This window comes from Lactonifactor sp. BIOML-A5 (assembly GCF_009677585.1).
In the GTDB taxonomy this organism is placed as follows: Bacteria; Bacillota; Clostridia; order Lachnospirales; family Lachnospiraceae; genus Lactonifactor.
In genome coordinates this window covers 1-19128 of record NZ_WKYV01000047.1, presented here as the reverse complement: position 1 = coordinate 19128, position 19128 = coordinate 1, and the positions used below count along the sequence as shown (strand labels likewise).

Below are 19128 nucleotides of genomic sequence, written 5' to 3'. Positions count from 1 at the left end.
CCTTCTATATCCGTCCGTCTGCAACGCCTTGCTCGCCGACTGCATAACCCCGAACTTCACATACACAAAACTATTACTCAAAACTATTATTTGTAATATTTCCCCTCCCCCCCGCTTAAACTAATAGTAGAAAGCATATCTAGGAGATAATCATGGCCCGGAAGTTAGCAGTTCTTCTTTCAATTCTTACTATTTTTTTCAGTATCACTCCTGCCCTTGTATTAGCTGAAACTGCTGAGACGGAAAGCGGGGAGCTGATTACAGCGCCCCATGCGGTTTTAATGGAGGCAAGTACAGGGACGATAATTTATGAGAAGGATAAGGATACCCAGGTTAGCCCCGCCAGTATTACCAAGATTATGACACTGATCCTCATATTTGACGAATTGGAGAAGGGAACCTTACATATGGAGGATGAGGTTGTTACCAGTGCCCATGCAAAGTCAATGGGCGGTTCCCAGGTGTTCTTGGAGGAGGGGGAAAAACAGACGGTGGAAACTATGATAAAGTGTATCGTAGTAGCCTCGGGAAATGACGCCAGTGTTGCTATGGCAGAAAACATTGCAGGAAGTGAGAGTGAATTTGTAAAGAGGATGAACGAAAGAGCAAAAGGATTAGGAATGGAAAATACAAATTTTGAAGATTGCTGCGGTCTCACAGAATCTTCCAATCATTATACAACGGCAAATGATGTGGCTTTGATGTCCAGGGAGTTAATTACCAAGTATCCGAAAATTTTGGACTATTCCTCTATCTGGATGGAAGATATAACACATGTGACTGCCCAGGGGACAAAGGAATTTTGCCTTACGAATACTAATAAACTGGTAAGGGGTTATGACGGGTGTGTAGGCCTGAAAACAGGAAGCACAAGTATAGCAAAATACTGTGTGTCGGCTGTGGCAAAACGGGATGGAATTACGTTAATCAGTGTAGTGATGACAGCTCCGGACTATAAAGTTCGTTTTAAGGACGCAGCAGCTATGCTGAATCTTGGCTTTGGAAGCTGTAATATGTACACGGATGAGAATAAGGATGAGTTAAAGCCTGTAACAGTAAAGAAATCCATAGCCGGGGAAGCCCAATGTCAATACCAGGGGCCATTTCAGTACCTGGATACCAAAGGGCAGTCATTTGATAAGATAGAAAAGAAAATCAAGCTGAAAAAAGAAGTGACGGCTCCGGTGAAAAAGGGAGATAAAGCGGGAACCGCGGAGTATTATCTGGACGGAGAAAAGATAGGATCTGTTGACATTGTATTTAAAACAGATGTGGAAAAATCGAATTATTTTGATTATGTCAAAAAATCTGTTCAGGATTGGCTGGTAGCAGAATCGTCATAAATTTTGAAAAAAAGCAGAATATATAAAGAGGAACTCTCTTTGCATATTCTGCTTTTGTGTTGGAAAAAGTATCCGAAATTGCGCCGGAGGGAAAAGTAGTGTATAGTTAAGAGTAAAATTGATGGAAAAGGAATAGAAATTAGCAGTGAAAAAGTTTATAACAGCGGAATATGAATTCAGTTCCCCAAAAATCAGAGAACCATGGAAGTTTCTTATGATAAGCGATCTGCACAATGTTTGTTTCGGGGAGGACAATGAGGTCCTGGTGAAAAAAATATACCAGGAGAACCCGGATGGTATTCTGATCGGAGGAGATTTGCTTATAGGTAAGCCGGGGGTATCCGTTTTGCCTGCCTTATCCTTTGTGAGACAGGCTGTGGGATGCTGCCCTGTCTACTATAGTCTGGGTAATCATGAGTACAGAATGAAGGTTAATCCGGAACGGTTTGAGCATCAGTATCAGAGATATGAAAGAGAGCTGCAAAAGGCCGGGGTGATTCTCCTGGAAAATCAACATATCACTCTGAAAGACAAAAAAACGTCTGTCAATATTTACGGACTTGAACTCCCAATGAAGTATTATGAGAGAAAGAGGAGACATGGCCTGTCCCAGCGGGAACTGAATCTGCTGCTGGGCAAACCAGAGGAGAGTGCCTATAATATTCTTCTTGCACATAATCCCAGGTTTACAGACGCTTACCTGGATTGGGGGGCTGACCTTGCATTGTCCGGACACTACCATGGGGGAATGGTGCGGCTTCCGTTTACCAACGGATTAATCAGCCCGTATATGACCTTATTCCCCAAATACTGCCATGGACTATTTACAAAAGAGGGAAAATATGCAGTAGTCAGTGCAGGAATGGGGGAGCATACCATTCCCCTCAGAATCTTTAATCCCAGAGAAATGCTTGTAATTAGACTGAAGCCGGAAGTGTAGTATGGACTTTTCCTTGTAAATGTTGTAAAATTAGCTTCGAATGTCTAGAAATGAAGGCGGGTGCGGTAAAGGCACTCTGCTGATGCAGGAAATGAGGGTTACTATGGGAATTCCCGTCAAACTGCAGGTGTTTGAGGGTCCGCTGGATCTTTTGCTTCACCTGATTGAAAAGAACAAAGTTAACATTTATGATATTCCCATTGTGGAAATTACAGAGCAATATTTGGAGTACATTCGCAGGATGCAGGAAGAGGACTTGAATGTCATGAGCGAATTTATGGTCATGGCGGCTACTCTGATCTCAATAAAATGCAGAATGCTCCTTCCCCGGGAGATAAATGAAGAGGGGGAGGAAGAGGATCCCAGGGATGAACTGGTACAGCAGCTGCTGGAATATAAGATGTATAAATATATGTCTTATGAACTGAAAGACAGAATGGCTGAAGCTGCACGTTCAATATATAAAAAGCCTACGATCCCGGAAGAGGTGCTGGAATACAGAGAGCCTGCAGATCCCTCTCAGCTTCTGGAGGGAATCACATTGGCTCAGCTGAATAAAATATTTAAATCTATTATACGCCGTCAGGAGGACAAGCTGGATCCCATCCGAAGCAAGTTCGGAAAGATCGAGAGGGAAGAGGTCAGTCTCCCCGATAAAATGAATTATGTGGAGGAATACGCCAATACCCATAAAAAGTTCAGCTTCCGCAATCTGCTGCAGAAGCAGGCAAGCAAGACGCAGATTGTGGTTACCTTTCTGGCTGTTCTGGAGCTGATGAAGACCGGGAAGATATGGATTAGCCAGGAGCGGCTTTTTGATGATATCTATATAGAAACATTGTAAGAAAAGAGGAAGGCAGATGGAGATAAAGCATATAGAGGGTGCCATTGAAGCCCTGCTTTTTGCTGCGGGAGAGGCAGTTGAGATAACAAAAATTGCCAATGCCATAGAACATGATACAGATACCACCAGAAAAATTATCCGGAATATGATGCTTCGTTATGAGGAAGAGGGTCACGGAATTAAAATTATTGAGCTGGAAAATTCCTTTCAGATGTGCACGAAACAGGAATATTATGACTATCTGGTGCGGCTGGCGCTGCAGCCTAAAAAAGCCGTCCTTACGGATGTTATGCTGGAAACCCTGTCGATCATCGCTTACAAACAGCCGGTAACAAAGCAGGAAATTGAAAAAATCAGAGGGGTGAAAAGCGATCACGCGGTGAATAAGCTGGTAGAATACCGCCTGGTCAAGGAGCTGGGAAGACTGGACGCGCCGGGACGCCCCATTTTGTTCGGGACCACAGAAGAATTTCTGAGAAATTTTGGCGTTCAGGGTCTAGACGATCTGCCGATTCTGGATCCGGTACAGCTGGAAGATTTTAAGGCAGAGGCTGAGGAGGAAGTACAGCTGAAGCTGGATATATAATAAGGAGAAAATTTATGCCAACAACATATACTCATGATTTATTTGGAAAGGAAGTATTCAAAAAGCTTCCAGACAACCTGAAAGATGTTATAAGAAAATCTAAGAGTTTGTATCTCATCGGCCTGCACGGACCGGACATCTTTTTTTACTATAAACCTTTCGGCAAAAATAAAGTTAATAGGACTGCCATGGAAGTGCATGAAAAAATAGCAGCATCGTTTTTTCAGAGAGGGATTAAAAAAGTTCAGGAACGGCCCTCAGATAAAATGATGTCCTATCTCCTGGGATTTGCCTGTCATTATATTCTGGACAGTGCCTGCCACCCCTATATATGGGAATACCAGAGAATCACAGGGGTGTCACATGCGGAAATTGAGACGGAACTGGACCGGATGTTTATGGAGCAGGAGCATAAAAATCCATTTACCTATCACCCGGCTGTGTCTATCTGCCCTACCCGGAAGGGAAACGAAATTATCAGTTCACTGTTTCCATCCATCCGCCCGGAGGAGGTTTGGGATTCCCTGAAAGGGATGAAGTTCTATACAGGTATTTTAGTATGCAAAACAGAATGTAAGAGGAAACTGCTGCTGCTTCTTTTAAAAGTTCTGGGGTGCTATGATTCAATGGAGGGCCAGGTTATGAGAAAGCATAAGAACCCTCAGTGTGAAGCGTCCAATGAAGAGCTGGTTGTCATGTATCAGAAGGCAGTTGACGAGGCCGCAGAAGCCCTGGGGAACCTCTATGAGTGCATGATGGGAAGGGAAGAACTCAGTGAACGTTTTTACCGCAACTTTGAATAGAATATGGAGAAAGAAAAGGACAAAAGCATGGATAAGATGAGCAGGTTGGAAAAACAGTGGATTCTGTACGATGTTGGAAATTCCGCCTTTGTAATGCTGTGCACCACAATCATTCCCATTTATTTTAAAAATCTTGCTTCTCAGGCTGGAATCTCACTGGCGGATTCTACCGCATATTTAAGCTATGCGCTGTCAGCCTGTACCGTACTGGTTGCAGTGATGGGACCGGTCTTCGGCACACTGGCGGATACCCGTAATTATAAAAAGCCTTTGTTTGCGGCGTTTTTTATACTTGGCGTTATTGGCTGTCTGAGCCTGATGATTCCCAAACAGTGGCTGGCTTTCTTAATCGTTCTTGTAATCGCAAAGGCAAGCTATAATATGAGTCTTATATTTTACGATTCTATGCTGATCGACGTTACTACAGACGAGCGTATGGACGTTGTCTCTTCCCATGGGTATGCCTGGGGATATATCGGCAGCTGCATTCCCTTTGTCGCTTCACTCCTACTGATACTTGGAGCAGATGCAATTGGAATCTCAGGGGTGACAGCCACTATGATCGCATTTGCCATTACAGGTGCCTGGTGGTTTTTTGTAACACTTCCCCTTCTGAAGAATTATCAGCAGACACATTGGATCGAGGTGTCAGATACCCCTGTGCGGGATAGTTTCGTCAGGCTGGGGAATGTATTGACACATATTGGCAAAAATAAAAAGGTTTTATTTTTTCTCATTGCATTTTTCTTTTATATTGATGGAGTATATACCATTATCGACCTTGCAACCTCCTATGGAAAAGACGTGGGAATCAGCGATACGCATCTGCTTTTAGCCTTGCTTCTAACGCAGGTTGTGGCGTTCCCCTGTTCCATATTGTTTGCAAGATTTTCCAAGCGGTTTAAAAGCGAGAACCTGATCATGATCTCTATTCTGGGGTATCTTGGGATTGCGTTGTTTGCCCTGCAGCTGGATAAGGCATGGGAATTCTGGTTTCTTGCGGTGTGCGTGGCGGTATTTCAGGGGGCCATTCAGGCACTGTCCCGTTCTTATTTTGCGAAGATAATTCCAAAGGAAAAATCCAGCGAATATTTTGGGTTTTATGATATTTTTGGCAAGGGGGCAGCCTTTATGGGGACGATGCTTATGGGAATATCCACACAGCTGAGTGGAAGTTCTAAAACAGGGGTATTCATGCTGGCGCTGATGTTTGTGGTTGGACTCATTGCATTTCGTAAGACAACTAAAATAGAAGGGTGAGGTGATGGAATGAACCCAGGATGTACCGTATTGCTATACAATATTACAGAGCCCGGGCGAAAACAGAAAATAAAATTTATCTGTGTCCGCCTGGGAGCTAAAATTATTACAGTGACCCCTCCAGAGTATCTCCAGCCTGTGGGCGCCCTGGCAAAGATTCCGGGTATGGAGAAATGTGCTGGAACCTACGAAGGGCCGGGGTTTTCAGAGGAAATGATGGTACTAAAAGGATTCACCGATGGGCAGCTGAACGATCTGCTGCGTGCATTTCGAAGGGAAAGGCTGGAAAAGGTAAATCTGAAGGCAGTGCTGACGGATACGAATCGAGAATGGAATTCTCTTGAGCTGTATGAAGAATTAAAGAGTGAACATGAAAAGATGAGCGGTGCTCCCGGCCAGGCTTAAGGCTGGGGACACACTCATTTTTTTAACTTTGTCTGCATATAGTTTTATATATTGCTTTGAGTGAGGAGTCTATGAAGAGACTTTTTTTTGTATGGATTACAATATTTACATTGACGGCAGGAGTGTTTGGTGCTGTTCCTGTCTATGCGGAAGGCACAGAAGATACGGTGGAGGAGCCATCAGGACTATATGCGGTTTCCGCTGTGCTGATGGACGGAGATTCCGGGCGGGTTCTCTTTGAAAAGAACGGCTATGAGGCCAAACCAATGGCCAGCACAACCAAGATCATGACCTGCATTGTGGCTCTGGAACAGGGAAATATGGAGGACACGGTAACGGCTTCCGCCTATGCGGCCTCCCAGCCGAAAGTACATCTGGGGGTCCGGGAGGGCCAGCAGTTCCGATTAGGGGATCTTCTGTATTCCCTGATGCTGGAATCTCACAATGACGCAGCTGTCCTTATTGCAGAGCATATCGGCGGATCCGTGGAGGGATTTACGGATTTGATGAACCAAAAAGCCCAGGAGCTTGGATGCAGGGATACCTATTTTATCACACCCAACGGCCTGGATGCCTCTAAAACACTGGAGGAGACGGATGCAGAGGGCCAGGTAACCAGTGTGCAGAAGGTACATTCCACAACAGCGGCGGATTTGGCGCGGATTATGAAATACTGCATTACAGAGTCTCCTAAAAAGGAGGAGTTTCTGGAGGTGACCAGAACGGCATCTTACAGCTTCTCAGATCTGGAGGGAAAAAGTTCATATAGCTGCAACAATCATAATGCGTTCCTCTCTATGATGGACGGTGCCTTGTCCGGGAAAACCGGATTTACGGCAAAAGCGGGGTACTGTTATGTAGGAGCACTGAACCGGGACGGCAAGACGTTTATTGTAGCTCTTCTGGCCTGTGGTTGGCCGAATAATAAGGGGTATAAATGGAGTGACACGAAGAAGCTGATGACTTACGGACTGGATAATTACTCCTATCAAAATGTTATGGACCAGGATAAAGAGATGCAGGATGTATTTGTAAAAGATGGAATATCTTCTACGGGCAAAATGTCCCAAAAGGCTTATGTGCCGGTTTCTGTAGATACGGAGGGAGACGAAAGCCTCACTATGCTTCTTCGAAAGGATGAGCAGGTGGACATTATCTATGATATCCCCAAATCCCTGACTGCACCTGTGAAAGAGCATCAGACAGTAGGAAGTGTACAGTATAAGCTGAACGGCGAGGTGATACAGGAGTATCCTATCGTGGCATCTAAGTCAGTGGGAGAATTAGATTTCCAGTGGTGCTTTGGGAAGGTGGGGGAGAAATTCCTGTTGGGCTTTTAGAAGCACTGCAAGCTTGTCTGTCCCATTTCAATGTGCTATAGTAGAAAGAAAATACCACCAGAAATGACAGTGAAAAGAGGAGAGACAGATGAAAAAGATAGGTTTTATAGGAATCGGTGTTATGGGCAAAGGGATGGCTCGTAATTTGATGAAGGCCGGCTATGAGCTTACTGTTTACACCAGAACAAAGGAGAAAGCAGCAGACTTGATCCGGGAGGGGGCCCAGTGGAGGGATACGATTGCGGAGTGCGTCAGGGAGCAGGAGGCAGTGATTACTATGGTGGGATATCCCAAAGATGTAGAAGAAGTGTATTTCTCAAAGAGGGGTATTCTTGCCAATGCTGCCAAAGGGGCATATCTTATTGACATGACTACTACCAGCCCCAAACTATCCGTGCGGATCAATATGGAGGCGGTCAAACGAGGCCTTAAAGCTTTAGATGCGCCGGTATCCGGAGGGGATGTTGGCGCTGCAAATGGGACACTGTCCATCATGGCCGGAGGAACCAGAGAAGATTTTGAGGCGTGTGAGGAGCTGTTTCAGGCCATGGGAAAGACCATTCACTATGAGGGAACGGCAGGCAGCGGACAGCATACCAAGATGGCAAACCAGATTGCCCTAGGAGGGGCATTGGCAGGCGTGTGTGAGGCCCTTACATACGGAAAAGCGGCAGGTCTTGATCTGCAGGTGATGCTGGACAGCATCAGTCAGGGGGCAGCGGGAAGCTGGCAGATGAGCAACATAGCACCCAAGATTTTAAGTGGAGATTTCCAACCTGGATTTTTTATGAAACATTATATTAAGGATATGAAGATCGCAGCAGAAGAGGGGAGGGACAGGGAAGTTTCCATGCCTGTTCTGGAAGAGGTTTTGAATATGTATGAGCAGCTGTCTCAAAAGGGAATGGAGGATCTGGGAACGCAGGCTTTGATTCGTTATTATGAAAAATAAATCACAACAAAAGGAGGCTTTCCCCACAAGGGAGAGTCTCCTTTTTATGGCCGGGCAGCTACTCCTGGAATGTCCGGAGAGCCTGAATGGTCCTTTCCATCAGCTCATCCAGGGTCCATCCCAGCATGTCGGCACCCTGCTGAATTATTTCTCTGGAGCAGCCGGCTGCAAATTTTGGGGTTTTGAATTTCTTTTTTACAGACTTTACTTCCAAATCCTGTACACTGTGTGAAGGACGCATCCTTACAACAGCTCCAATGAGACCTGTAAGTTCATCCGTGGCAAATAATATTTTTTCCATTTCATGCTCAGGCTTTATATCTACGGTTATTCCATATCCATGGCTTGCGGTGGCACGGATAATCGCGGGATCTATCTTTCGTTCTGCCATAATTTCCTGAGATTTGGTACAGTGCTCCTGGGGAAACTGCTCAAAATCCAGATCGTGAAGAAGGCCCACAATGCCCCAAAACTCCTCTTCCTGGGCATATCCTAACTCCCTGGCAAAATACCTCATTACATTTTCTACTATCTGTGCGTGTTCCAAATGGAACTCTTCCTGGTTATATTCGGTCAGAAGATTCCATGCTTCCTCTCGTGTCATGATAATGAATCCCTCCTTTGGTCAATACTTATAATAGCAATATGATAACACAAAGGAAAGGGAAAGACAAATTGACACGGACGAAAGATAATATTACAATACATGTTAGTTACTGTTCATACACGACTGTCCCGCGAAGCGTGTTACTGAGAACGGAACGAACAGTAACACATTTTTATAGTAACAATGACAGTCAGACACCATCCAGGAGGGGAATAGAATGGAACAGAATAAAAAGGTTTCGCCGAAGCAGGCGGCAGCAATTATCATAATCGCAGCGGTTCTGGTTTTGGGAGGGGTCATAGGGTTCTTCCTGTATCAAAACAGTAAAATTGAGACGCCGGAAAAGAGACTGAAACAGTATTTTCAGTTCGTCAATGACAAAGAATATGAAAAAATGTACCATATGCTCTCAGAAGATAGTCAGAGTACAATTTCAGAGGAAGCATTTATAGAAAAGAATCAAAATTTTTACGGCAGCATGGAGGCAAATCAAATCAAGATTTCCATTGAGGAGGATGACAAATCCAATTCCAAGAGAGAAAGCGCCCGGACACTCTCCTATCAGCTCACTATGAGTACGCTGGCGGGGGAGCTATCCTTTGAGAACAGTGCTATTTTTTCTAAAAATAAAGACAAGATGTATATGCTGAACTGGTCGGTACAGGATCTGCATCCTCATCTGAAAGAAGGAGAAGAGATAAAAGCAGAGACAAGTTATCCCAAACGTGGAAATATATACGACAGAAACGGGGTAATGCTGGCAGGTGAGGGAACCGCATCCTCGGTTGGAATTGTCCCCGGGAAACTACCGGAAGACAGGGAGGGAGCAATTGCTCAGATCGCAGAGTATCTGGATGTGAGCACAGAGAAGATCGAAACAGCTTTAAGCGCAAACTGGGTGAAAGATGATTTATTTGTACCTATCCGCACTGTGGCTAAGACAGAGGAGGCGCTGAAGGCACAGCTTCTCACAATTCCGGGCGTCAAGATATCAGATACAGCCGTGCGGTATTATCCCTTAGGGCAGTCGGCCGCTCAGGTTGTGGGCTATACACAGAATATCACAGCGGAGGAACTGGAAGAACATGCCGGCGAAGGTTATACCGCCACCAGCCAGATTGGGAAAGGGGGCATTGAGAAGGTCTATGAAAAACAGCTTCATGGGACCACAGGGTGTAAAGTGTCTGTTGTGGACAGTGATGGAAATGAGAAATTTGTAATTGTGGAACAAAAAGGGGAGGATGGAAAGGACATTACCCTGACAATAGATTCCATTCTTCAGTCGCAGATGTACCGTCAGCTGGCTGAAGATAAAGGCTGGGGAGTTGCCATGAACCCGAAAACAGGGGAAGTATTGGCGCTGGTGAGCACGCCGGCTTATAATCCCAATGATTTTGTGATGGGCTACACCAGCAGAGCTTGGGAGGAATTGAATAATGACGCGTCAAAACCTTTGTACAACCGCTGTCGGTCTACCTGGGCGCCTGGGTCTGCATTCAAACCCATTGTGGCGGCTCTGGGCCTGACCCAGGGATCGCTGACAGCCGGCACAGAGGCGGTGTATGAGGGGCTGCAGTGGCAGAAGGACAGCAGCTGGGGGAATTATTACGTTACCACACTGACAGACTATAGTCCTAAAAACCTGGAAAATGCCCTTGTATACTCCGACAATATTTATTTTGCCCAGGCAGCCCTGGATATGGGAACAGAGAATTTCCAGAAGGGTCTTGATTCCGTGGGATTCAATGAAACCGTTCCATTTACAATGGAATACAAACCCTCAACGTATGGGGAAGACGGAAAGATACAAAGCGAGACAGAACTGGCTGACAGCGGATATGGACAAGGAAAAATTCTAGTAAATCCCCTTCACCTGGCGGTTATGTATTCTGCCTTTGCCAATGACGGAAGCATGATAACTCCTTATCTGACAAAGGGGGAAGAAGAAAAAACAGCCTACTGGAAAGAAAACGTATTTACCAAAGAGGCAGCGGAAACAGTGTGGAATGATATGGTTCAGGTGGTTGATCATCCGGATGGAACCGGGCATGAAGCCATGATCGAGGGAAAAACCATAGCAGGCAAGACCGGTACAGCGGAGATAAAGGCCTCCAAGGAAGATACCAGCGGTACAGAGCTGGGTTACTTTATGGGAATTCGGGATGGGGATGAGAACTCCTGTCTGCTCATAGGAATGATGGTGGAAGATGTGAAAGACCGGGGAGGCAGCCACTACGTAGTGCCGAAGGTGAGAGAATGTTTTGCAAACTATAAATAAAAAGGGACAGGGCAGTTCTATTTTGGGACACCCTGAGTCTAAAATGGGGACGTGTACTTTCTAGAAAGTACACGTCCCCATTTTAGGTAGGTTTAGAAAGGTGCCAGCTCCAGACGAATAAAGTACCCTTTTTCGTGATGACAGACAGGGCATTCCTTCGGCACTTCGGTTCCGTGATAGATGTACCCGCAGTTGAGGCACATCCAGCCTGTCTCCACATCGGATACAAAGAGTTTGTTCTGCTCCATCCACTCGGCAAACTTACCAAAACGATCTCCATGGAATTTTTCTATCTCTGCAATCATGTGGAAGGAGGCAGCCACTTTGGGAAATCCTTCTTCTTTTGCTTTATCACCAAAGTTTTTATATACATCATCGTGTTCTTCATATTCATTATGCTGTGCGGCACGAAGAAGTTTTTCTACACTGCTGTGAATGTCAACCGGATAGGTTCCATCCACGGTTATAGTTTCTCCTGCCAGTTCCTTTAAATGGTTATAAAATATTTCTGCATGCTCTTTTTCCTGATTGGCGGTAAAGGTGAACACGGCCTCAATGACAGGAAGCTTCTCTTTTTTTGCCTGGGAGGCAGCAAAGGTATAGCGGTTTCTGGCCTGGCTCTCTCCCGCAAAGGCACGCATGAGGTTCTCTTTTGTTTCACTGTTTTTAAAATCAATTGACATGACAATTCATCCTTTCCATATTTATGCTCTATATTTTTACCAGAATTAGAAATTTTACGCATTTTTTGTTATAATGGCTTAAGAATAGAAACTGAAAGGGAGGCGGACGCATGGATCCCCGGGATTTGAAATTTCTGGAGTCTGGACAGGGAAGAATTAAGCTGGATATTGCCCTGAAACGCTATTTTTCAGGGGAGGCTTTAGATGAAGAGCTGAGAAACCGTTATGAAAGGTATCTGAAAAGCAGAATTCGCCCTATGATGGAGCGGCTGATAGAGGAAGAAAATATGGAGCTTTTGGCTCGTACGGCAAAGCTGGGATGGCTGCAGACAGAATTGATAGATTCTTTTATTTCCATGGCTGCAGACAGGGGGAGTATAGGGGCAATGACTTTTCTGCTTCATTGGAAGGAGCAGAATTCTTCCTTTGAGGATGAGGAATTTCCTCTTTAATGAAAACGGGCAAAAGATGTACTATAAAACGAAAAAAGGTGAGGATAAATGGAGGCAGACAGGAAGCGGTCGCTTAGACAGGCAAAGGAGTCTCTGTGCCTGAAAATATGGGAAAACTGCAGAAATGAGCTTTTTACCAGGTTTCCTCTGTATCCCGCGGCATTGGGAGGGCTGCAGTTTCAGGCGGGTAAGGATACGGGGAGCTGGGGTACGGACGGGGATTGGGTTTACTATTCTCCGGAATATGTGATGAATTGCTACAGGGAGTCCCCCGCCCGGGTGAAGGCGGCATATCTTCATATGGTACTTCACTGCCTCTTTCTGCACATAGCAGAGAAGCCGGACAGGGAAATCCTGCTGTGGAATCTGGCCTGTGACATGGCGGTAGAGATAACGGCAGCAAGGATGGCAGGAGCTATATATCCCCTGGCACCGGAAGCCAGGGACTGCATGGCCTGGCTTCAGGGAACTCCGGCTTCCGCTGAGAACCTGTACCATATGCTTCAGAAAGAGGCGTTCCCCTGGCCGGCGGAGACGCTGAGGACAGCGTTTATGAGAGATGACCATCATTTCTGGATACAAAAGGCAGATCCCTGCAGACTGGAAGCAATCAAGCATAAATGGGAGAAAATCACAGCCTATACCAGCCAGAATGTGCAGGGGATGAGTAAAAGAGCAGGAAGCCGGAAAGGGGACCGGTCTGACTGCGTGGAGAGACTGCATAAAGGAAAATATGACTACCGTCGTTTTCTAAAACGGTTTGCAGTACCGAGAGAAGAAGTCGAATTGGATACAGAGAGCTTTGACTATATATTTTATCATTACGGGATGGAGCATTATGGAAATATGCCCCTGATTGAGCCTCTGGAATACAAAGAGGGGCATAAGCTGGAGGAACTTGTCATTGCCATTGACACCTCTGGTTCCTGTTCCAGGGAAATGGTACAGAGATTCCTGGAAGAAACATATGCAATCTTGAACGAAAAAGAAAACTTTTTTAAAAAAATGAAAGTATATATTATACAGTGTGACTGCTACATACAGGATGTGGCCGTTGTGACCAGCCAGGAGACCTGGAAAAACTATCGGGAGCATATCCGGATCCAGGGCCGGGGAGGCACTGATTTCCGCCCTGTTTTTAACTATGTGGAGCAGCTGAAAGAGCAGAAAGAAATCAGAAATTTAAAAGCCCTGATATATTTTACTGACGGCGACGGCATCTACCCCAGGGTGAAGCCGGACTATGAGGCAGCGTTTGTATTTTTGCGGGAGGAAAGCCTGAAGCAGCAGATGCTGCCCGGCTGGGCTGTGAAGTTGATTTTAGAGGGAGGATCCCATGAACATTAAAGAGGCAAAGACGGAGATAAAGAATACCATACGGGCATATACCCGAAAGAACGAGAGGGAAGAGTACCTGTTTCCCCGCAGCCGGCAGAGGCCGGTACTATTAATAGGGCCTCCGGGAATCGGAAAGACAGCTATTATGGAGCAGATTGCAGAGGAATGCGGTGTGGGACTGGTGGCATATACTATTACCCACCACACCCGTCAGAGCGCTATAGGACTTCCGAGAATTGAGGAGAGAGTTTATCAGGGCACATCCTTTCAGGTCACCGAATATACCATGAGCGAGATTATCGCCTCTGTATATGAGTGCATTGAGCGCACCGGACATCAGGAAGGAATCCTTTTTATTGATGAGATTAACTGTGTCTCAGAGACTCTGGCTCCAACGATGCTTCAGTTTCTGCAGAATAAAACCTTTGGAAGTCATAAGGTTCCCCAAGGCTGGGTGATTGTGGCGGCAGGGAATCCCCCTGAGTACAATAAGTCAGTCCGGGAGTTTGATGTTGTCACCCTGGACCGGGTAAAAAAGATCCTTGTAGAGGCAGACTGCAGCGCCTGGATGGAGTATGCCTGCGAAAATCGTATTCACGGAGGTATTCTGTCGTATCTGAATATCAAGAAAGACAACTTTTATCTTGTAGAAAATACTGCAGAGGGCAAATTCTTTGTAACTGCAAGAGGCTGGGAGGATTTGTCAGAAATGATAAAGAGCTACGAAGAACTGAATATACCTGTAACAGAAGAATTAATGGTGCAGTATCTGCAGAAAGAAGACATTGCCAGAGATTTTGCCTCCTATTATCAGCTGTATGAGAAATATCAGGGAGATTATCAGATTACAGAGATGCTGGAGGAAAGACTGGCTGCAGATGCATACTCCCGGAAAGTAGCTATGGGACAGGAGGCTGCCTTTGACGAGAGGCTGACAATTGCCGGCCTTCTTTTGGAACAGCTGGGTGAGTACTTTGGCAGATATACAGAAGCAGAAGCCTTGGTAAAGCGTCTACATCAGCGATTGCTATCTGTCAGGGACTGGCTTTCTGATAACAGCCGAACAGAAACTCTGGAAGACTTCCTGGAACAGCAGAGACATAGTCTGGAGGTAAAGGTACAGGCGGAACTAATATCAGTTAAAGAAGAGGAACTGGAGGCAAAAGTGCTGCGTATCCTGGAAGGATATCTGCAGGTTTTAAAAAAGGAAAGACTAACCCGGGGAGACCTGGCAATGGAAAAACTACGTGCATTGTTTACCCTTGAGACGGAACGCAGAGAGCAAGTAATCATCCGGACCCAAAAGGCTCTGAAAAAAGCCTTTGACTTTATGCAGGATACCTTCGGGGACGACCAGGAGATGATATTGTTTGTCACCGGGCTGTCAAAAAACCGTGAAGGAATGGACTTTATCCGCCGGCACGGCTGTCCGGAATACTTTGCCTGCAGCAAAAAGCTTTTATTCCGGGAGAGGGAAGAGGAACTGAAACAGGAGATAGAAAGCCTTCAGCGCCAGTGGCAGGTATAGAATAAACAGTACAGGCTGTAGAGTGGACGTAAGACTTTCAGACTATTTTCAGCCAGATACTTTATTCTTGTACTATCGAGACAGAATGGGGAATAACCTGGAAAGCGGGGAACAAAAATTGCATGTATTAATTGTAGAAGATGAGATCAGACTGGCAGATGCTTTGGGCGAGATCATGCGGGAAGAAAAATATATGGCAGATGTGGTATATGACGGGAGGGAGGGGCTTGGCTATGCCTTGAGCGGCCAGTATGACGTGGTGGTGCTGGATGTGATGCTTCCCGGGATGGACGGATTCCAGATTGTAAAGCAGCTTCGGGCAGAAAAAATAGAGGTTCCAGTCCTGATGCTTACTGCCAGGGATGAGGTACAGGATAAAGTTATGGGACTTGATAAAGGGGCTGACGATTATATGACCAAGCCATTTGTAAAAGAAGAACTTTTGGCCAGAATACGGGCACTGACCAGGCGCATGGGAGAGGTGATTATGGAAGAACTCGAGTTTCAGGACCTTACGCTGGTTCTGTCTACCAATGACCTCTGGTGCGGAGGAAAAAATATACATTTAGGATATAAAGAATTCGAAATCCTGAAGATACTAATGTCAAATCCCAGAATTATCGTATCGAAGGATACTTTAATCACAAAAGTGTGGGGTGTGGAGGCAGATGTGGAGGATAATAATGTGGAAGCCTATATATCGTTTCTGAGAAAGAAACTGAACTTTTTAGGCTCCCGCGCAGCCATAGGAACAATCCGTAAGGTGGGATACAGGCTGGAGGCCGGGGAAGCATGATTAGAAAGCTTCGGAAAAAGTTTATTCTCATAAATATGTCTCTGGTTACTCTGGTCCTTTTGATTGTATTTGGTGTACTGTGTTTTACTAACTACAAAAAATACCAGATGGACAGTGATATAGCTCTGAATCATGCTCTGAGTGAAGGCAGGGGAAGCCTGCTGCCAAGAATGGAGATGGGGCCAAGGAGGGAAAAACTCCCTTTAAATATGGGACCTCTGTTTGTGATAACCATGGATGGGGAAGGGAATATATTGAATATTGATGACAGCGGAATTGACATTGATCAGGAGGATGCAATAGAGATTGCAGAAACAGTGCTCAACCATGGAGAAGAAAAGGGACTGCTCCGCAGCTACCAGCTGAGATACCAGATAAAAAAGACGGAACAGGGGAATATCATCGCTTTTGTGGATGCCAGCAGAGAAATGAATGGAATGAAAAATCTCCTTACAGCCAGTGCTCTGGTATTTGCAGGAGGGTTTCTTGCCTTTTTTGTGATCAGCCTTTTTCTGTCCCGCTGGGCGCTGAATCCGGTGGAGAAAGCCTGGGAGCAGCAGCGGCAGTTTATCGCAGATGCGTCCCATGAACTTAAAACGCCTCTTACCGTGATTCTGGCCAATCTCAGCATTCTTTCCAGCCATCAGGACAGCACAATCAGAGAAGAAAAAAGATGGCTGGAAAACACACAGACAGAGGCCACCCGTATGAAGGAACTCCTGGACAATCTCCTTTTTCTTGCAAGATCCGATGCCATGCAGACACCTGTGGTATACGCTGCCTTTGATCTGAGCAATGTATTGTGGAGCTGCATCCTGCCCTTTGAACCCCTGGCTTTTGAAAGGGATGTACTTCTGGAAGAAAATATTTCCCCGGAAATCTCCCTCCTCGGGGATGAGGGGCAGATCAAGCAGCTGATTGCCATCCTTCTGGACAATGCCTGCAAGTACGTAAAGCCCAAAGGAAAGATAACTGTAAATCTGGAAAAAAAACAGGAAAAGATTCATCTGGAGGTAAAAAACACCGGGGACGTAATCCCGAAGGAAGAGCTGGAACATTTATTTGAGCGGTTTTACCGCTCCGACAAGTCCAGAGCCAGAAAAGCAGGAGGATACGGACTGGGACTGGCCATTGCCAGGACAATTGCAGAAAATCACAGGGGAAAAATTAAGATAAAGAGCAGTTTAGAGGAAGGAACCTCAGTTTCTGTTGTATTTGATACTTGACAAACGGGAATGCTGTTTGTATACTGAATTTAATTTCATATGTCGCATAACGAAGAGGACCCACGAAAAGGAGGTCCCCGGAGTATAAGATAAAGAAAAGCAGAGAAAAGAACAAGTAGGAATCAGGGGAACTTACAGAAAGCAACCGGCGGATGAGAGGTGCAGGAAGAAACTGATTCTGAATACATCTTGGAGCTTCGCACTGAAGGCACGCACTGTGCTGGTAGGCTGCGACGGAATTGCACACGTTACCGTGCAGAAGTATCGCAACGAATGCTGTACTTGATAAGGCAGTCAGTGTGAACTGGCTGTGAAGTAAGGTGGTAACACGGGAATCTCTCCCGTCCTTTCGTAACGGGAAGGACGGGAGTTTTTTTGCTTTCTTATCCTTATAGAACTTGCAAGATGGAATAAAAAGTTTAAAAGAGAAAGGGAGAACAGAGATGACAGTTTATGAAGAACTGCAGGCAAGAGGCCTCATTGCACAGGTAACAGATGAAGAAGAGATTAAGGAATTGGTCAATAACGGAAAGGCAACCTTTTATATTGGGTTTGACCCCACGGCAGACAGCCTTCATGTAGGCCATTTTATGGCATTATGCCTGATGAAGCGCCTGCAGATGGCCGGAAATAAACCTATTGCCCTGCTTGGGGGAGGAACCGGCATGATTGGCGACCCTTCCGGACGGTCGGATATGCGCCAGATGATGACAGTTGAGACCATCCAGCACAACTGTGACTGTTTTAAAGAGCAGATGAGCCGCTTTATTGATTTTTCTGAGGGCAAGGCCCTGATGGTCAACAATGCGGACTGGCTGATGGATCTAAATTATATCGAACTTCTCAGGGAGGTAGGCCCTCATTTCAGTGTGAACCGGATGCTGACGGCTGAGTGCTACAAGCAGCGTATGGAAAAGGGACTGAGCTTTCTGGAGTTTAATTACATGATCATGCAGAGCTATGACTTTTATGCACTGTTCCAGAAATACGGCTGCAACATGCAGTTTGGCGGGGACGATCAGTGGAGCAACATGCTGGGAGGAACAGAGCTTATCAGAAGAAAGCTGGGAAAAGATGCGTATGCCATGACCATAACTCTGCTTTTGAACTCAGAGGGCAAAAAAATGGGTAAAACCCAGTCAGGTGCTGTTTGGCTGGATCCGAAGAAAACATCACCCTTTGACTTCTACCAGTACTGGAGAAACGTGGGGGATGCAGATGTGCTGAAATGCCTGCGTATGCTGACTTTCCTTCCGATAGAGCAGATTGACGAGATGGACAAATGGGAAGGCAGCCAGCTGAACCAGGCAAAGGAAATTCTGGCCTATGAACTTACCAATCTTGTTCACGGTGAAGAGGAGGCCCAGAAAGCACAGGAAGGCGCAAGGGCGCTGTTTTCAAAGGGAAATGCGGCGAATATGCCTACTTCACAGCTGGAAGAGGAGGATCTTACGGACGGAAGTATCGACATTATCACACTTCTTCAGAAATCCGGTTTAGTGCCATCCCGCTCTGAAGGCAGACGTGCGGTGGAACAGGGAGGTGTCTCTGTGGATGGAGAGAAGATAACGGATATTAAGCACCTGGTTCCCGGAGAATCCCTGAGAGGGGAAGGAATTGTAGTAAAAAGAGGCAAAAAGAATTTCAGAAAAGTAACCTTATAGGAAATGGGGGCTGTCGGGAAATAGATAGCCCTACACAGGGGCAGGCGTGATTCATACGAATCACGCCTGCCCCTGAAAATTAT

General features: G+C 45.8%; 18 protein-coding genes and 1 other annotated feature. Of the genes, 16 read left to right on the top strand and 2 right to left on the bottom strand.

The genetic code is table 11. The features are described 5' to 3' along the window. Nucleotides 1-152 precede the first annotated feature (152 nt). From GKG41_RS22450 to GKG41_RS22410, 9 genes are all read left to right on the top strand, one after another. On the top strand, nucleotides 153-1343 hold the full coding sequence (locus GKG41_RS22450; RefSeq protein ID WP_154262787.1) for a D-alanyl-D-alanine carboxypeptidase family protein: 1191 nt from the start codon (nucleotides 153-155) through the stop codon (nucleotides 1341-1343). A gap of 214 nt (nucleotides 1344-1557) precedes the next feature. Further along, nucleotides 1558-2283: a metallophosphoesterase gene (locus GKG41_RS22445; protein WP_154262783.1), complete on the top strand. Its 726-nt coding sequence runs from the start codon at nucleotides 1558-1560 to the stop codon at nucleotides 2281-2283. Nucleotides 2284-2323: 40 nt separating this feature from the next. Next, nucleotides 2324-3127 carry a segregation/condensation protein A gene (locus tag GKG41_RS22440; RefSeq protein ID WP_347563391.1) on the top strand — a complete coding sequence of 268 codons (804 nt, stop codon included), beginning with the start codon at nucleotides 2324-2326 and terminating at the stop codon, nucleotides 3125-3127. A 16-nt stretch (nucleotides 3128-3143) separates the two neighbouring features. After that, nucleotides 3144-3713 carry an SMC-Scp complex subunit ScpB gene (gene scpB, locus GKG41_RS22435; RefSeq protein WP_154262781.1) on the top strand — a complete coding sequence of 190 codons (570 nt, stop codon included), beginning with the start codon at nucleotides 3144-3146 and terminating at the stop codon, nucleotides 3711-3713. Between the two features lie 14 nt (nucleotides 3714-3727). Then, entirely contained in the window at nucleotides 3728-4516 is a 789-nt protein-coding gene (locus GKG41_RS22430; protein ID WP_154262772.1) for a zinc dependent phospholipase C family protein, read from the top strand. 36 nt (nucleotides 4517-4552) lie between these two features. Next, nucleotides 4553-5776 (top strand): MFS transporter, encoded by a 1224-nt coding sequence (locus tag GKG41_RS22425; protein ID WP_347563392.1) that lies wholly within the window; start codon nucleotides 4553-4555, stop codon nucleotides 5774-5776. A gap of 9 nt (nucleotides 5777-5785) precedes the next feature. Continuing rightward, a complete protein-coding gene (locus GKG41_RS22420) occupies nucleotides 5786-6181 on the top strand; it encodes a DUF3783 domain-containing protein (RefSeq protein WP_154262766.1) in 396 nt (131 codons plus the stop codon). Nucleotides 6182-6252: 71 nt separating this feature from the next. After that, nucleotides 6253-7521, top strand: a complete 1269-nt coding sequence (locus GKG41_RS22415) for a D-alanyl-D-alanine carboxypeptidase family protein (RefSeq protein WP_154262762.1) — start codon at nucleotides 6253-6255, stop codon at nucleotides 7519-7521. A gap of 88 nt (nucleotides 7522-7609) precedes the next feature. Then, complete coding sequence (locus GKG41_RS22410) at nucleotides 7610-8473, top strand: NAD(P)-dependent oxidoreductase (protein ID WP_154262759.1); 864 nt, start codon at nucleotides 7610-7612, stop codon at nucleotides 8471-8473. Between the two features lie 58 nt (nucleotides 8474-8531). On the opposite strand, the gene GKG41_RS22405 is transcribed toward GKG41_RS22410, so the two are convergent. Continuing rightward, nucleotides 8532-9077: a hydrolase gene (locus GKG41_RS22405; RefSeq protein ID WP_154262756.1), complete on the bottom strand. Its 546-nt coding sequence runs from the start codon at nucleotides 9075-9077 to the stop codon at nucleotides 8532-8534. A gap of 220 nt (nucleotides 9078-9297) precedes the next feature. On the opposite strand from GKG41_RS22405, the gene GKG41_RS22400 reads away from it, so the two are divergent. Then, nucleotides 9298-11358, top strand: a complete 2061-nt coding sequence (locus tag GKG41_RS22400; RefSeq protein WP_154262752.1) for a penicillin-binding transpeptidase domain-containing protein — start codon at nucleotides 9298-9300, stop codon at nucleotides 11356-11358. 92 nt (nucleotides 11359-11450) lie between these two features. Here the strand turns inward: GKG41_RS22400 and rbr are convergent, their stop codons facing one another. After that, nucleotides 11451-12041 carry a rubrerythrin gene (gene rbr, locus GKG41_RS22395; protein WP_154262747.1) on the bottom strand — a complete coding sequence of 197 codons (591 nt, stop codon included), beginning with the start codon at nucleotides 12039-12041 and terminating at the stop codon, nucleotides 11451-11453. 110 nt (nucleotides 12042-12151) lie between these two features. Between rbr and GKG41_RS22390 the strand changes: the two genes are divergently transcribed. The 6 genes from GKG41_RS22390 to tyrS all read left to right on the top strand — a co-directional run bounded on the left by GKG41_RS22390 (nucleotide 12152) and on the right by tyrS (nucleotide 19045). Continuing rightward, nucleotides 12152-12493: a hypothetical protein gene (locus GKG41_RS22390; protein WP_154262744.1), complete on the top strand. Its 342-nt coding sequence runs from the start codon at nucleotides 12152-12154 to the stop codon at nucleotides 12491-12493. Between the two features lie 48 nt (nucleotides 12494-12541). Beyond that, nucleotides 12542-13840: a VWA-like domain-containing protein gene (locus GKG41_RS22385; RefSeq protein WP_226904405.1), complete on the top strand. Its 1299-nt coding sequence runs from the start codon at nucleotides 12542-12544 to the stop codon at nucleotides 13838-13840. Next, on the top strand, nucleotides 13830-15359 hold the full coding sequence (locus GKG41_RS22380) for an AAA family ATPase (RefSeq protein ID WP_154262742.1): 1530 nt from the start codon (nucleotides 13830-13832) through the stop codon (nucleotides 15357-15359). The genes GKG41_RS22385 and GKG41_RS22380 overlap by 11 nt, the downstream gene beginning before the upstream one ends. Nucleotides 15360-15477: 118 nt before the next feature. Next, nucleotides 15478-16155 carry a response regulator transcription factor gene (locus GKG41_RS22375; protein WP_154262738.1) on the top strand — a complete coding sequence of 226 codons (678 nt, stop codon included), beginning with the start codon at nucleotides 15478-15480 and terminating at the stop codon, nucleotides 16153-16155. Then, on the top strand, nucleotides 16152-17381 hold the full coding sequence (locus tag GKG41_RS22370; RefSeq protein ID WP_154262734.1) for a HAMP domain-containing sensor histidine kinase: 1230 nt from the start codon (nucleotides 16152-16154) through the stop codon (nucleotides 17379-17381). The genes GKG41_RS22375 and GKG41_RS22370 overlap by 4 nt, the downstream gene beginning before the upstream one ends. A gap of 93 nt (nucleotides 17382-17474) precedes the next feature. Continuing rightward, nucleotides 17475-17733, top strand: a binding site (T-box leader). Between the two features lie 91 nt (nucleotides 17734-17824). Beyond that, nucleotides 17825-19045: a tyrosine--tRNA ligase gene (tyrS, locus tag GKG41_RS22365; RefSeq protein ID WP_154262731.1), complete on the top strand. Its 1221-nt coding sequence runs from the start codon at nucleotides 17825-17827 to the stop codon at nucleotides 19043-19045. Nucleotides 19046-19128 lie beyond the last annotated feature (83 nt).

Excerpts from the sequence above, each read along its gene's own strand:
- GKG41_RS22450 (WP_154262787.1), top strand. The coding sequence starts at position 153 with ATGGCCCGGAAGTTAGCAGTTCTTCTTTCAATTCTTACTATTTTTTTC.
- GKG41_RS22445 (WP_154262783.1), top strand. The coding sequence starts at position 1,558 with ATGATAAGCGATCTGCACAATGTTTGTTTCGGGGAGGACAATGAGGTC.
- GKG41_RS22440 (WP_347563391.1), top strand. The coding sequence starts at position 2,324 with ATGTCTAGAAATGAAGGCGGGTGCGGTAAAGGCACTCTGCTGATGCAG.
- scpB (WP_154262781.1), top strand. The coding sequence starts at position 3,144 with ATGGAGATAAAGCATATAGAGGGTGCCATTGAAGCCCTGCTTTTTGCT.
- GKG41_RS22430 (WP_154262772.1), top strand. The coding sequence starts at position 3,728 with ATGCCAACAACATATACTCATGATTTATTTGGAAAGGAAGTATTCAAA.
- GKG41_RS22425 (WP_347563392.1), top strand. The coding sequence starts at position 4,553 with ATGAGCAGGTTGGAAAAACAGTGGATTCTGTACGATGTTGGAAATTCC.
- GKG41_RS22420 (WP_154262766.1), top strand. The coding sequence starts at position 5,786 with ATGAACCCAGGATGTACCGTATTGCTATACAATATTACAGAGCCCGGG.
- GKG41_RS22415 (WP_154262762.1), top strand. The coding sequence starts at position 6,253 with ATGAAGAGACTTTTTTTTGTATGGATTACAATATTTACATTGACGGCA.
- GKG41_RS22410 (WP_154262759.1), top strand. The coding sequence starts at position 7,610 with ATGAAAAAGATAGGTTTTATAGGAATCGGTGTTATGGGCAAAGGGATG.
- GKG41_RS22405 (WP_154262756.1), bottom strand. The coding sequence starts at position 9,077 with ATGACACGAGAGGAAGCATGGAATCTTCTGACCGAATATAACCAGGAA.
- GKG41_RS22400 (WP_154262752.1), top strand. The coding sequence starts at position 9,298 with ATGGAACAGAATAAAAAGGTTTCGCCGAAGCAGGCGGCAGCAATTATC.
- rbr (WP_154262747.1), bottom strand. The coding sequence starts at position 12,041 with ATGTCAATTGATTTTAAAAACAGTGAAACAAAAGAGAACCTCATGCGT.
- GKG41_RS22390 (WP_154262744.1), top strand. The coding sequence starts at position 12,152 with ATGGATCCCCGGGATTTGAAATTTCTGGAGTCTGGACAGGGAAGAATT.
- GKG41_RS22385 (WP_226904405.1), top strand. The coding sequence starts at position 12,542 with ATGGAGGCAGACAGGAAGCGGTCGCTTAGACAGGCAAAGGAGTCTCTG.
- GKG41_RS22380 (WP_154262742.1), top strand. The coding sequence starts at position 13,830 with ATGAACATTAAAGAGGCAAAGACGGAGATAAAGAATACCATACGGGCA.
- GKG41_RS22370 (WP_154262734.1), top strand. The coding sequence starts at position 16,152 with ATGATTAGAAAGCTTCGGAAAAAGTTTATTCTCATAAATATGTCTCTG.
- tyrS (WP_154262731.1), top strand. The coding sequence starts at position 17,825 with ATGACAGTTTATGAAGAACTGCAGGCAAGAGGCCTCATTGCACAGGTA.